Here is a 14,153-nt window from a genome sequence, read left to right as displayed (position 1 = left end):
GAGGTAGTACAAAGTGAAAAGGGGGAGATCACATGAATCCAAAAATCATTCGTAAAATCCAAAAAGGGAACGTATCAGCGTTTCAGGACCTTTATGACGATTACGCAGACCAAGCGTTTAGAATTGCTCTGTCTATCGTCCGAGATCGTGAAACAGCTAAAGACGTCACACAAGAAACGTTTATAAGGGTCTGTCGGTCCATAGACTCATTCGACCCGACAAAACCTTTTGACCCTTGGTTTTTCCGCATTCTGAAAAACGAAAGCTTGAGATCTTTAAAGCAGAAAGAACCCACCTCCTTAACAGATTCCTTTAAAGATCAAAAGGGGGAAATGGATGAGGAAAACCTGATGTTTGATCTGGTTCACAGCACCCTGGATGAACCCTATCTCACCACCTTCCTGCTTAAATACGTCGAAGGGTTCTCCGAAAAAGAAGTCGCCTCCATTACGGAGGAAAACGTAAGCACCGTCAAAAATCGTCTTTTGAAAGGCAGAGAGCTACTGCGAAACGCTTATAAGCGTTTAAAAGGGAGGGAATTTCATGCGTAACCTTAAAAATTGGTTTCATTCAAAAGCAACATTAACGGAGCGGGAGAAAAAAGAAATGTGGGGTACGATTAAAAGGAAGACTCAACCGAATAAACGAAATCACAAGTTTGCCGTATTCTCATCCGTGGCAGCAGCTACTGTTTTAGGCGTCAGTTTGTTCACAAACCCTGGCCAGGCTTTAGTTGCTGAGCTAAAGGAATGGTTCGAGCCCGAGAAAACCATTTCACAAAGTTTGGAAGGCCAAAGCGAAACAATTCATTATACGCTGGAAGAGCAAAAAGACGCCCGTTATGTCATATATGTCGACGAGAACACGTACTCTTATACAAGAGATGGCGAAGTCGATGTCTTTAAACCTCATCATTCCATCGACTCTCTTCCTGAGATTTCAATGACCATCGCACACCGAACAGGCACACCAGAAGAAATCGCACTTCATGAAACCAACGCTTTATCCCTTTCCTATGAATGGGTCACCGAACCTGTTGCCGTGACAAATCCGTTAAAATCTACTCTCATCAGGGGTGTGAAAGAACGTGGAGACGGTCTGAGCCCTAGTACTAAAATTTATATCACAGAAGACGGTCGGGGAGGTTCCTATGTGATCACTCAAAACCTATTCGTGGAAGCTGAGGAGGGGCACGGGGCCCGCATGGATCAGATGCTGAAAGAATTTACCCTCCTCCCCTAGTCCCCATAAAAATAACCAAGCCGTTTTGGCTTGGTTATTTTTGCCTTAGATTTCAAGCAGTGAATTTCGGAGCTCGTCTTCCCCTTTTACCGCCTCGTGGTCTCCTTGAGTAGGAGTGAGCTGAATAAAAGTAATCGGGCTATAAGGATCAGGTTTTTTCCTCCTGCTTCCCGCATACAAACAAATGACATTATCCACGCACGCCCCTCGATTATCTGTATTCTCACCAGCATAAAAGAAAACGTGGTATCCCATAAGCTGTTCTGTCGTTTTATTCATATACTCATGATTATAAATATCATCTAGTTTTCTGAACTTCGCATCCAAAACGGTAGATCCTATAAACCACAGACCCTGGTCGGTTTTATCAAAACGGTCAATTTTGATGTCTGGTTTTTTATTGGAATTATAAGTATAGAACCACTCCCCTCTTTCAAACGCTTCTTGAGGTTGATGAGAGTGGTAATGATCATACCAAACATGGATAACACGATCATCATTTTCTAAGACAAACTTCTCCCCTTCTTTTATCCGATCCTGGAAATAAAGATTCACGATATCCGAATCCATTCCTTCTGTAATGGTGTAACCTTCTTGCGTAAATATTTCTAACACTTTAAACAAACAAAAGTATTCATAAATCTGCCAAGTTGGCTTTAAGATAGAATGAACTTGATCGTCCTCGCCTGTGTCTTTCATATACTTCTTTAATTCACGATACGTTTTATCTAGCTGATAATAGTGCGTATTTTTTAAAGGAGGCTTTTTGATTCCACGTTTCACCGAGGAGAAGAAAGTATTATTTAAAAAATACACCAGCTTATTTTCCGCTAAACGTAGTTTTTCGCTCATTCTTTCTATAAGGGCAGATTGACGTCTGATTTCATTCAAATCATCTTCCGTCATCTCTAACTCGCTTATAATATTGTGCTTGGCTTTTTCGCTTATATCTTTTTTGAAGTACTGTTCATGTTTCTTTTTTTTATATCTCTCGTATTGTTCGCTTTTTTCAGCCTCGATCAATCGTAATTTTCTTTGATCACCTTCAATATAATGCCGCACTCGGATAATATCTTTTTTCCAAAAAAGGAAAATATTTTTCATCCATTGATTGGCTGCCGTATCATAATGGGTTCGTTTCACCTTGTTCAGGACGGTTTGATTTTTACTATAATTCACCAAGGACCAACGAGCACTTTTAGAGTCCGTTTTCTTCTGAATGGAACCTTCTTCATAATCGGAAGTAATGTGATACCTCGGTGTTTTAACAAGAGAAAACAGATGGTGAATGACACCGTTATATACCTTTTCCATTTTTGTCGCGTAATCATAGTACCAGTGATGGGGAACCCACTTTTCATTCATTTCTGATGGAGAGTTTTGATTGTACACAAAATCGTAGATGATCCCCTCCACCTTTTTATCCAGATATTCGTGTATCTTTATAACTTGTTCTTCTTTCATATGGAGGGGCAACACGTTTATACCGCCTATATAACGCTCGCCCTTGTACACAACCTGTAAAAGGTATATACCCATTCTCCATGGATATTCCAGTTTCCCCTTTTCACCTTCGTATATCCACTCTACATCAGACTTTCCAATAGTCATACCCTGGACATGGAACTCTTGCTTATTCTGACTATCGTATCGACTGGTTTGAATAACGACTTTTGCATCCTTATCATAGTCATCATGTCTATCAGTATGAAACTGAAGACGGACCCTGGCATTCTCCATGAGTTTTGTAAATTTATAAATGGGCTTTTCGCCTTTTTTCCACAGGTGTTCTACTGGATATGATTCTCCGTTGTAATCCTGAAAATAAAGTGAAAAAGGAAGCGGTTCCCCTTTATAATGTGTAGCCATTACGCATCAACTCTTTTGCTTTTTGCTCAAGATACTCGAGCGATTTTGGATAAACTCCTTCTTCGTTTCCGTTCAAAATTTCAGCCAGTTGACCACTATGGTCATCCGCGCCATACTCTCCGACCAGTTCACCTATTTGCTCTTCATGCCCTCGGATCTTCGGAAGAATCCGCTGCTTGATCTGATAGTCAAAAGCCACATTTCTTTCCATAACAGGCACGCCCTCTTGAGTGGGGATATTCTCAAGATATTGCCCTATCTGTTTAGCGATACGATAGGAAACACCCGTTTGACTGTCGAAGCTGCTAATGGCTTTATGAATTTCATCAAGAACCACAAGCTCATGGTGTTCAAGGGACGCCAAGCGCCTTTCTCCTTTCACCCAGCTGTTATAAAGCTTCGAAGGAATAGGCGCCTCTTTCACCTGAACTCCCTTGTTTTTCCCATCTTGATCCTTGTTTTCATTTTGAACCTCATAATCTTTGGCCGTCACAAAACTTTCTTTCTCGAGCATAATGACATTACTTCGGTCAAGCATTCGATTAGAAAAGTCCCTCGTCGTTTCATCAAAATTGGCCGTTCCTACAAACAAAACATTATTTAAAACAGGAATACCGTTTTTCAAGTGAGCCTGTACACAATGGGAACCTTTCCCGATTAACTGTAATCTTCGTTGATCCCCGTTCAATTCTAATAGAGAAATAAAGTCACTAAAATAATGTTCCACTTGGCCTAAATTCATCTCATCAAATACAACCATATGCATCTTGTTCGGGAATTTACTTGCCTCATCTAAAAAGGATACCAGCCCAATTTCACTCTCTGTATACACACCTGTTTGAGGGTTCAAAAACCCTAATAAATCACCTGGCTCTGTAAATGAAGGTTTAACGGGTATGAATAAAAGGCTCTCGCCATCCACCAAACCTAACGCCTCCGCGTAAAGCATGGCTAGTTCGGTTTTCCCCGTACCGCTCATTCCTCCTAAAATACTAAAATTTGATGTTTTTAATGAAATATGGAAATTCTCAAGATCCTCTTTCTTATAGCGTAATTGTTTATTCCTCGCTAATTGATGAAGTTCATTTAAAAAATCCACCTCGGACTCCCCATCCTCTTTAACTGATTGGGGTCCCTCCGTTTCTGGTCCTTTCGATTCTTGATATTGTGATGAATTCTCCTCTTCATTTGGTTGGAGTTTTGTAATAGGGATACCATTCGTATTAAATTCATCCCGAAGTTCAAAACGCATTTCAGAGGTAATAAATCTGATATCGTTATGATGTATGACCAGTTGATCTTCTAAGTGTGCAGGAGTTCCTATCCGCTTAATCTCCTCAGGATCGTCACAAATATATGAAACAGAACTCGTTTCATATTTCCTCAACGCTTGATCCTTTTGAATTTGGTAAATATGTTTGCCACACATGATAAATTCTGGAATTTCGTGAGCATGATTATAAGACTTAAGATCGATGGGGCGTTTATTCAGAAGCTTCGATTGAAACTCTTCTGAAGACACCGCGTTCGTAAGAATAGGAAGAGGCGTAAATTTTGTGTTCCTTTCTCTTTCATCTTCCATGTCTTCAACTAATTGGATAATGAAGTTGTAATGATACATGTCTTTTCTGGATTCATATCGAATGGCAGGTTTAAACAAAATCCGCTTGTTCTTTAGAAATTCTCTAAGGAAACCTACCTTATCTACTTGTTTGTAGTACCCGATCCGCTCTAAAAAATACTGGTTTTTATCATCAAAGGATACGTAGACTTCTCTTGGACTTTTCCCTAGGGCCGTCTCCATTAATTCGGGTTCTTCTGATAGGGCTTCTAAATAAAACACCACAGCGTCTGATCCTTCTGATTTCGCCACGGAAACAGCTTTGCCAAAATCTTCTCCTAAACGCAACTGATCACTGTCCTCCGCTAATTTCCCTAGTATCAAACAATTTTCGATCTTCTGTTTATCTTCATATGATAATTTTGTACTCGTTGCATTCATTGTGCTATTGCAACTCCTTTCCTGTGTAACCATGTGACCATTTGCTCCAGGCAATTAACAGCGTCATACCCAGACAGTTCAAAGTACTCGATCCCATTTCGTTCAAAAAATCTTTTGTCTTGCAGCCACTCGCGGCTATTCATATATGAAACGCGCGTCACAAAAACTAAAGCGTTTTCATACCGTTTTGTGTAATTCTTTTTGCGATCTTCTTTCAGCACTTGCAACTGAACCGAAACACCTTTTAATAGGCTCTCTCTAAAAGAGGGTTCATCCGTAACTAATAAAATAGAGTGTGCATCCAAAAGACGGTTTCCAAAATCCTCAAATAAGGAGGCATCGCGCAATCGCTTTTCTCTCTCCTCTTTTTGTTCTTTAACCAGTTTCAACGCTTCAACTTCATCTCGTAACTTTTCTTTTTCATCATTCAACTTCTCGTAATCTACTTGAAGGTCCATCTTTCCTTTCCGTTCAGTTTCTAGTGCTTCATTTAGTTGAGCATTCTCATTTGATCGCACTTTCTTTTCATCCTTTAAATCTTTCAGCAGTTCCTGTTCACGTATCTTAGAAAAATAGTCATTCGAATAAATGACAAATGGAGTATAATAGTCCTTTTTATACAAATCTTTTTCAAATAAAAAAGCTGCTACCTCATACGCATACCATGGGCCTTTTTTCATAATCACATGCTGAATAAAATCTTCTTCATCCGAGGCTCTGTATACGTCTTCCCTTTTTACATACCGATCGTAATACAACTCAAATTGCTCATACAAAAACCCCTCTTGATGGGGAGCGGGTGCATATTCTTTTATAATCTCTTCGGTTGGCTTCCGCTCTATAATCCCCTCTAACACAAAACGTCCTTCTTCGACGTTTTTTTCAATGACATCTATTTTATTAATAAAAACTTCATAAAAGTATTCACGCAACAAAGCCAAAAGCGTACCTTCTCTTCCTGACAGCTCCGTATCTGAAAGCATAGACAAGGCCTCTAAACTATCAGGCTTTCTGTCACCGATAAGGCAGCGGATAATTCTTTGGAGGTCTACATGCGTTTTCCCTTTCCCCTTTTTCACAGCACTCTGTGCGAGTTTTTTCTTTAATTCATTTTTAAGCACATGGGAATAAGCCCCTTTAAAACTTCTTTGAAATCCATTGATCTTTAACCCTACACATTTACACACATCAGCTAATTCATCTTTAGACATAACATCTAAAAACAGCTTTTCATCATTCATTTTCTCCCCTCAACCTTCATAAATTTTTCTGCACCTTTCTCCATCGCTCACCACATACAATTCCATCACCTTCCACCTATTCTATATTATTACTATTCTATCATGACAATGTTCCTTATTAAATGCCAAACTTCCCGAAAATAAGATTGTTTTCCCCGCAAACGACACTTTGTGAGTATAATTTGACCTACTAAAGGAGGGATCTTATGGAAAACATTAAAACCCTTATCCGATCTTTATCCCAAAAGAAAAACATCTCTATTTCTTCTTCCTCTCTTCATGAAACATCAGAGCTTATCGAAAATATTATGACTACATTAGGGTATCGTTACATCGTTCAACGTGGTGCCAACACTTCTTTCACCCAGCATAAAGAATTTGATTATATTATATACATCAGCAATTCTACTCACATACCCCAAGGTCTTGAAAGTAAGATCGTCCACATCAATTCTTCGCCATTACAAATTCATGAAGTGAAAATTTTAAGTTAACGTCTCATTTATGTGAAATTTTCAATTGAATAAAAATTTCCAAAATGATAGAATCGTAGTAGAAATTGTAGAAACGAGGGGAAATAATGAAAAAATTAGGAGAGCTCATCCGAGAAAAACGCAAAGAAAATGGGTGGACAATGGCACATTTAAGCAAAAAAATTAATACATCCCAAGCCACCATCTCTCAAATTGAAAATCATGTGCGCGCCCCTAAAGATGAACATATGACTGAACTCGCGCAGCTTTTTGAATTAGGTGAAGAGGAACATAATGAATGGATCACACTTCAACAAAATTTTGTAAAACCTGATCCAGTCAAACCGAAGACTACATCTAAAAATAAGAATGCGCCTGTTGCTATTCAAGAAGAAAAATCGAAAGATGAGAAAAAAGAAATTCCATCCAATGAATTTCACATCTCACTTGAATTATATCCAGGATACACAACAAACCTTTCGGTGACCACGGTACCTCTTTCGGAGGAAATTACGGAACAATCTCCTATGATGAAAGATTTAATACAACAATCCATCCTGGAGTTCATTAATGAACAATTGGAAGGCAATCAAATCGAAATGATTAATTATGTGAAAGAAAAATTATTAGAACAGGTCCTTGAATTAGAAAATTTCGCAGAAACCATTGAGAAAAAAACCGAGCACGAAAATCAAAATACGGATCAGAATAAGGACTTAGTTCACTCCACGTAAATGAGGTGACGGTGTATGGGGAATCACAATGAGATTACACGCGATTATTACAACGATATTCGCGACAAAAAGAGAACGGGAGCCAACATACACAATCGTAAAGCGACCCGAAAAGGGGCAAGGTGGGCTGCGTTACGCACTCCCTATTACTACATGAACACGAATGATCGAAAAACCTTAAATGGGAAATTGAACGTTTTTAATATGTATGATGACATCATTGATATGGATGAACTTCTTTCCCAGTATAGCCCCGATTCTCAAAAAAGAATCATTCAAAAATGGCGAACCGTACACTCTGAAGAGGACATCATTGCTGGCTTGAACACAGATCCACAAAACTATTATGACTTATTGGAGGAGTTTAAAATGAGCGTTGAAACGAATTCCCAAAGTTTAGAAGAAATGAAAAGCTCCCTTATCCCACTGGAAACATTCAACAAACTTTCAGACGAGGAGAAGGCTGAGCTGATTTTTCATTACGGCTCCCATTACTCTTCTAAGGAAATTATTGAGAAAATGGGCTTCCCGAATAAACAAGCTTATTACAATACGCGTTATAGACTTCGCAAATTGAACACATCAGAAGATACCTCAACAAAGAAACCAAAAAAGCCTGCCGAAAACGAGGATACTCTGACTTCTCAAGCCTTAGATTACTACAAGCGAAACATAGCTCCGCGAGGTATATTCAAAGACCTTTCTAAAAAAGAACGAGCTATTTTGCTTTTTACTTACTTACACAACTATAAAACAAGTACCATCGCTGAAGAAATGGGCGTAAAAAAATCAACGCTTTATAATTACACTGGGAAATTAAAAGAATTTTTACCAAAAGATTTTGAACCTGAAACCTTATCTGAGATACCTTCTGAAAATGTTGTGGTACCCACTCCTATTGAAGAACAAGAAACTGAATCAACAACGGCGGAAGCACAACCCGTAAACCAAAAAGAAGAGGAACGAACGGAAGAGCAAAAAACAGAGCCAGTTCCTCAAGAACAACCGAAAGAGGTTGTTGCCACTCAACAAGAGATGTTTCAGGAAGATGAGGTGCCTCATGAACAAAAAGAATCAAGTCCCGTTGTTCAAGACGCCGTTCAGCAAGCATCATCGGAAAATCAAGAAACCCCTCCTTCCTTTTTCTTTACGATTAACCAAAAAGGGGATGCTTCTTCTATTGAGAAAAAAATCGGAATGCTCATTGCCTGCATGGATGAAAATGACGAGTACGAAGTATCCATTACGATCAAACAATCATAATTTTTAGCCAAAGGATTTTTACCCTTTGGCTTTTTTGTTTTCCCTCGAATAAATGAGAGCGAAATGTTGTCTCTATTTCCTTTTTTCTTTAATATCGAACAGAATGAAAAGGAAGGAGGTATCTTATGAAAATCAACTATATTTATGTTCGTTTAATCTGGACCTTTGCTTTACTGGCCACTCTTCTGCACCTGGTCATCGAACCCCTTCGACACACACTCCCTTTTATGATCATAAGCGGATTCGGCACGGCTCTTGTTGTCACTCTTTGTCGCCATTACATCTCCTATTTGCCTTACATCATCCTATCTGGGATAAACATTATTGTTTTTGGGTTAAATTGGCTTGACCCTAACGCGGCATATCTAACCCTTTTCTTTCTCCTTGTCATCACTCTTACCTTTTTTACAGATTACAAAGCGGTTGCTTTAGCTTCTTTAACGGGACTGCTGCAAATTTTATTGTTTCACTACGTCATGAAATCCTATCCCGAATTATCTCCTTATATCATCCCATTCATATTTATTTATGTAGCTTGTTGCGGAATGCTCGTTACTCAAGCCTACTTGTGGTCCCATAAACAACGAAGTTTAGAAGCACAAAATCTTACCATTGAGAGTTCTAACAGCCATTTTCTATCGGTAATCAAAGACGCCAAAGAATCTGTTCTGGCTCTTGAAACCTTTAATGTCGAATTGAATCAGTCCATGGAAGCTTTACGATCAGGATCACATGAAACACTATCCACCTTTGAACAGATCTCAAAGGGAGTAGACGAACAGTCGCAGCAAACGAACATGGTTCATGAGCATATCCAAAATGTAACGGGCGACATTCATCAAGCATCAGAACTGTCTCTTGATATGAACAAAATGGCAAGCAATACAAGAGGGGTTACCCATGATGGACAAAAAGAAATAGCTGCTCTGTTTTCTCATCTTCAGGAAGTCAAACAGACCATCCAGCAAACTGATGTGATGATGCTTGAAGTTCATGATAAAACAGAACACATTTCTTCTGTTTTAGAAGCCATTGATAAGGTTTCCGAGCAGACTAATTTACTCGCACTAAACGCTTCCATCGAAGCAGCTCGGGCAGGCCAACATGGAAAAGGTTTTAGTGTTGTGGCCAACGAAATAAAAAAACTTTCCGTTGAGACAAAAGAAATGACCCAAAGAATTTATCAATCCATCGGACAACTAAAAGACAAAACATCTCAAACAGCCTCTTCTATTCACACAACTGATAACAAAATGAAAGAAAGTGAAAAATCCATGTCTACGGTTCAAGACATCTTCACATCCATCCACCAGAATGCCTCAAACGTTCAGGCAAAATCTAAAGAAGTTGTAGATCACATGAACTCCATTATGAAACAAGCACAAGAAGCAAGCCAGAACACAAGTGAAATATCAGCCATATCTCAACAAACAGCCTCTGGTGTAGAAGAGGTAGTGTCGTCCGTGGAAGAGCAAACACGATATATTGATTCCATTGTTGAACATTTTAATGAACTGAAACAAAAAACAGAAGGGCTTCACTCCATTATTAAAGAAAAATAAAAAAAAGATAGCCAGACATGGCTATCTTTTTAAATAAAGTCTTTCCACTTTAACCCATTTCTTTTCATCTCTTTTTCTAAATTGGAACTTGATGGTTTGACTCGTACTCTAGGAATTAAAGGTTTCAATACTGGCTTCTCATCCTTTTTCATATTCTTCCCTATCCCCTTTCTTTTCACACCTTATCATACACGCGATCTCGATGAATACCACATGGTCAACAACTCTTTATACTTCTACCTTATGCCTGCGGTTGGGGATTTTAGAACAGTGTTTCTCTCTCTACTCCCTCATTTGAACCTATTATTTACGCAATAAATGAGTCTCTACTGTTTCAATAAGGATTCTATTATTGATGCAGTATACGCGGGAATAAAAATATTTATCCTCCTATCCCAGGAATACCGAAGAGAAAGACCCTTTAAGCGTATTTTCTTTTGTGTTGCAACAGACCATTTATACCAAAGGATGTTCTTTTACGTTGATCGTGAACCCATTCTTTGTTGATATCCATCTTAAATTTCTTGCTGAATGAGTAATACAGATTCAATTTCCCATAATACGTTTCCATATTTGAAAGAGAACGCTTTTCAATTGCTGGTCTGGTTAACCCTTTTTTCCCCTTCACCAGTTCATCGATATAAATGTCCCACTGCTTTACATAATCGTAATTGTCACTTTCAAATGGCAAACTTAATAACTTGTAAATATCCTCGTTCTCCAGTTTCTTTTCAACCGCTTCCAATCTTTCCAACATACATAACTGGTTTTGCATTTGGGATTTCACTAAATAGGAACATCCTGTTGGTACTTGAACCCAGGCGTATAACCGTTGTCGCATTGTACCAAGGGTTTGGTCGCTGATTTCGTGACCAGGGTGTACTACTGCTTCGGTAATCGGATCTTCTATCTTGTGGAGCATCTCTTCGATATATCTTTTTTCTTCCACCGTGTTGATGAAGCCCTTGTTGTATCTTCCTTTTCTTCCAGCTCTGCCTCCGATTTGTTTCACTTCCTGAGAAGTGAGGGGGCGTTTTTGGAATCCATCAAATTTTGTTGTTTCCATAAACACGACGCGACGAATCGGGAGATTCAACCCTATGCCTATGGCATCAGTGGCTATGATCATGTCCGTTTGACCTTCGCTGAACATCCTCACCTGTTTTTTTCTTGTTTCTGCTGGAAGCTTTCCATACAAAACGCTAACCTTGTATCCACGCTTCTTTAAATCATCTGCAATTTCCATCACCTTCGAACGAGAGAAAGCGATGAGTGCATCCCCTTTCCGAATTGAATACGGGTATGAGAACGTTTCCTCCTCTACACTGAGCGGCGTACTACGCTCATACATATTCACTTCATACGTGTCCCCACATTCTTCAATCAATCGTTTGTAAAAGTCGACCGCATGAACCGAACCGCACAAATGAATTTCCTTTGCTCGTAATCCAAAAACCGCTTTTACCCATGCATAACCTCTTTCGGGGTCTTCGATCATTTGCATCTCATCAATAACAGCCACTTCCAAATCTTCTTGAAAAGGCGCCACTTCAATAGTAGAAGAACGATGGTTCGCACCTTTTTCTATTTCAATGGTTTCTCCTGTTATCAGGTCACACGGTATACCGTTACTATCCAATTTCTCCTTAATTTCATGAGCTAAAAGCCGAATAGGCGCTAGATAAACACCTGAGGAAGCCCCTTTAAGCCTTTCGACTGCGTGATAGGTCTTCCCTGAATTTGTTCCACCGACATGAAATATAAAATGCCGTTTCTTCTCACGAACAGAAGGAAACTCCTCTTTTGGGTGACGAAAAGACATTTTTTCCTGAATTTCATCCACTAACGGAGTGGAACCGTGAACGGATTCAAGATGCCGTAATGCTTTTATTAACCCATTCTTTCGGTAATATTTTCTCGTATTCTTCGAAAATAAATGGTGTAAAGGCGTGTTATACCCCCACTCTTTCAATACATAAGAACCGATCTCATCCATTTTAGCCAAAGCCTCTTGATACAAATTGCTCAAATGCTCTTTTTTCCCATTCTTAGCATACCAGTTCACCATATCCAGTAACTGTGATTCCAACTGGAACGCTTCTTGTATAGAATGAACCTTTTTCTGTACCACTTCCCCAACACTCTCCAACCATTCTGACTCACCTATTGAAGAAAGTTGCTCTTCTTTCTTTAACTCATCAAATCGTTTTTGGCCATTACCATTCAGTCCTTTTTGTCGACAATAGTGATCCATTACGTTTTCTAAACCAAATTTTTCGTATAGCTTCCCGTTCTCATTTATAAATCCCCTGGCGGTTTTGCTTTTTATGTCCAGCACCATAACCATGCTTTCGACGGCAGCCTTTTTCGCATTTTCCAAACTCTTTCGAACAAAAGGGTCAATAGATTTAGATTCTCGTTTTCCAGCCTTCTTTTGACACCTCTTTATATTTTTATAAAGACACATCCATTCCTTTTCATGCTGCATTTTTTGTTGAAGGTCTTGGGGCTTTTCGTGAAGTAGTCTTTCGTATTCTCTGATATACTCCTTAGCGCTTTTCATTATAATCCTCCCAGCTTTTTGTTTAATTGTATTGGATTATAACAAATATTTTGAAAGTTCATGAAAAAACCTATCGACAGAATGCGGGCACCAAAAAAGCCCCTGAAGGGGGCTCCTTATAAAATGTCTTATCTTCACCCTTGTTCATACCTCATCTCTATGCATTCACCTTTTTTGGTTCTGCATATAAATGTCCCTACGCGATCTGTGAAACCAATTCTGGCATCTCCCGTCAAACCAATCCCATCCTGCCAATGTGTTTTACCGTATAAAAGATCTTTCCCATCAATTTCATAAAAATATAAGGATCGATTTTGTTGCTCGCCGTATAAAACCAACACATTATCAATCCATTTCATATACGCATTGATGAGAACAATCGTGGTACCTGCCCCCTTAAACACAACCTCGGTTTTGTTTTCACCTCTTTGAAACAGGGGCAAATTGCTCCAGCGTTTTTTCAAATAAAATCTATACCTGACACGCAATTTCTCAAGCATACGTTCCCCTCTCTTCGTTTTCACTTATTATAATCATTATTATTGGAATGAGTGAAAGAGAAAGAACCGTTTTTTTTGTAAAAAATTCGTCCATGAAATTCCTTCTGGTGAAGCGTATGCTATACTATGCAAAACGTTCAGAAAGGGAGTTTGTTATGGATTCGTGGCATATCTATATCCGATCACTAAAAAATTATGATAGGTTCGTTCAGCCTTACATTCATGGATCAAGCGTTGCAAAACAAAAATTTATGTACTTTCTAAATAATTTGAAGGTTCAACACGTCGATTTCATTCCTGAAGACTGGGGGAATTATCACGTTCACTTTTTCTTGCACAAAACTGAATTCCTGTTAACCAACGCAAAAGGAACGGCCTTCGGTCCTGAAGTATTCGACCTCGAAGAGTCAGTCGTTTATAAGGTGGATGAAGGCGGGGGGAAGGAGATTTTCGACCCTCTACAAGACCCTAAATATAAAACGTGGCTCTGGAATGGCGTAATGAATTCCGCATCTTTTAAGAGCTGCATAAATCAATTTGCCACACCTTTTTTTGAAAACCTGTCCCCTGCCATGGAAGACGAAATGGAACACAATCTTTTAAAGATGTATACGTTCACAAAAAAACTTCCGTCTATTAAACGGAATGATCCCTGCCCATGCGGAAGTTCCGCAAAATACAAAAAATGTTGTGCTGTTTAAAAA

Annotated in this window: 12 protein-coding genes; 7 read left to right on the top strand and 5 right to left on the bottom strand. The window is 39.0% G+C overall.

Annotated features, from left to right (window positions below; all coding sequences use genetic code 11):
* Positions 1 to 32 precede the first annotated feature (32 nt).
* Both IMZ31_RS21850 and IMZ31_RS21845 read left to right on the top strand, forming a co-directional pair.
* Positions 33 to 551, top strand: coding sequence for an RNA polymerase sigma factor (locus IMZ31_RS21850; RefSeq protein WP_207530556.1), 519 nt, complete (start codon positions 33 to 35; stop codon positions 549 to 551).
* Positions 544 to 1,242 carry a hypothetical protein gene (locus IMZ31_RS21845; RefSeq protein WP_207530555.1) on the top strand — a complete coding sequence of 233 codons (699 nt, stop codon included), beginning with the start codon at positions 544 to 546 and terminating at the stop codon, positions 1,240 to 1,242. Before IMZ31_RS21850 ends, IMZ31_RS21845 begins: the two co-directional genes overlap by 8 nt.
* Positions 1,243 to 1,287: 45 nt before the next feature.
* Here IMZ31_RS21845 and IMZ31_RS21840 read toward each other — a convergent pair whose 3' ends face one another.
* The 3 genes from IMZ31_RS21840 to IMZ31_RS21830 are packed head-to-tail and all read right to left on the bottom strand — an operon-like array spanning position 1,288 to position 6,354.
* Positions 1,288 to 3,111 (bottom strand): hypothetical protein, encoded by a 1,824-nt coding sequence (locus IMZ31_RS21840; protein ID WP_207530554.1) that lies wholly within the window; start codon positions 3,109 to 3,111, stop codon positions 1,288 to 1,290.
* Positions 3,095 to 5,113 carry an McrB family protein gene (locus IMZ31_RS21835; protein ID WP_207530553.1) on the bottom strand — a complete coding sequence of 673 codons (2,019 nt, stop codon included), beginning with the start codon at positions 5,111 to 5,113 and terminating at the stop codon, positions 3,095 to 3,097. Before IMZ31_RS21835 ends, IMZ31_RS21840 begins: the two co-directional genes overlap by 17 nt.
* Positions 5,110 to 6,354, bottom strand: a complete 1,245-nt coding sequence (locus tag IMZ31_RS21830; RefSeq protein WP_207530552.1) for a hypothetical protein — start codon at positions 6,352 to 6,354, stop codon at positions 5,110 to 5,112. Before IMZ31_RS21830 ends, IMZ31_RS21835 begins: the two co-directional genes overlap by 4 nt.
* A 206-nt stretch (positions 6,355 to 6,560) precedes the next feature.
* On the opposite strand from IMZ31_RS21830, the gene IMZ31_RS21825 reads away from it, so the two are divergent.
* The 4 genes from IMZ31_RS21825 to IMZ31_RS21810 all read left to right on the top strand — a co-directional run bounded on the left by IMZ31_RS21825 (position 6,561) and on the right by IMZ31_RS21810 (position 10,386).
* On the top strand, positions 6,561 to 6,848 hold the full coding sequence (locus IMZ31_RS21825) for a hypothetical protein (RefSeq protein ID WP_207530551.1): 288 nt from the start codon (positions 6,561 to 6,563) through the stop codon (positions 6,846 to 6,848).
* A gap of 86 nt (positions 6,849 to 6,934) precedes the next feature.
* Positions 6,935 to 7,561, top strand: a complete 627-nt coding sequence (locus IMZ31_RS21820; RefSeq protein WP_207530550.1) for a helix-turn-helix domain-containing protein — start codon at positions 6,935 to 6,937, stop codon at positions 7,559 to 7,561.
* A 15-nt stretch (positions 7,562 to 7,576) separates the two neighbouring features.
* The gene (locus tag IMZ31_RS21815) at positions 7,577 to 8,824 is read left to right on the top strand and encodes a sigma-70 region 4 domain-containing protein (protein WP_207530549.1); all 1,248 of its coding nucleotides are present in this window, start codon (positions 7,577 to 7,579) and stop codon (positions 8,822 to 8,824) included.
* 125 nt (positions 8,825 to 8,949) lie between these two features.
* Positions 8,950 to 10,386: a methyl-accepting chemotaxis protein gene (locus tag IMZ31_RS21810; protein ID WP_207530548.1), complete on the top strand. Its 1,437-nt coding sequence runs from the start codon at positions 8,950 to 8,952 to the stop codon at positions 10,384 to 10,386.
* A gap of 421 nt (positions 10,387 to 10,807) precedes the next feature.
* On the opposite strand, the gene IMZ31_RS21805 is transcribed toward IMZ31_RS21810, so the two are convergent.
* Both IMZ31_RS21805 and IMZ31_RS21800 read right to left on the bottom strand, forming a co-directional pair.
* Complete coding sequence (locus IMZ31_RS21805; RefSeq protein WP_207530547.1) at positions 10,808 to 12,949, bottom strand: helicase-related protein; 2,142 nt, start codon at positions 12,947 to 12,949, stop codon at positions 10,808 to 10,810.
* A 134-nt stretch (positions 12,950 to 13,083) separates the two neighbouring features.
* Positions 13,084 to 13,449, bottom strand: coding sequence for a hypothetical protein (locus IMZ31_RS21800; RefSeq protein ID WP_207530546.1), 366 nt, complete (start codon positions 13,447 to 13,449; stop codon positions 13,084 to 13,086).
* A 155-nt stretch (positions 13,450 to 13,604) separates the two neighbouring features.
* Between IMZ31_RS21800 and IMZ31_RS21795 the strand changes: the two genes are divergently transcribed.
* Complete coding sequence (locus tag IMZ31_RS21795; protein ID WP_207530545.1) at positions 13,605 to 14,150, top strand: YecA family protein; 546 nt, start codon at positions 13,605 to 13,607, stop codon at positions 14,148 to 14,150.
* Positions 14,151 to 14,153: the final 3 nt, after the last annotated feature.

The sequence above is a fragment of the Pontibacillus sp. ALD_SL1 genome (genome assembly GCF_017355605.1).
Note: the sequence above shows the minus strand (reverse complement) of the source record. Positions and strands in the feature narration are given on the sequence as shown.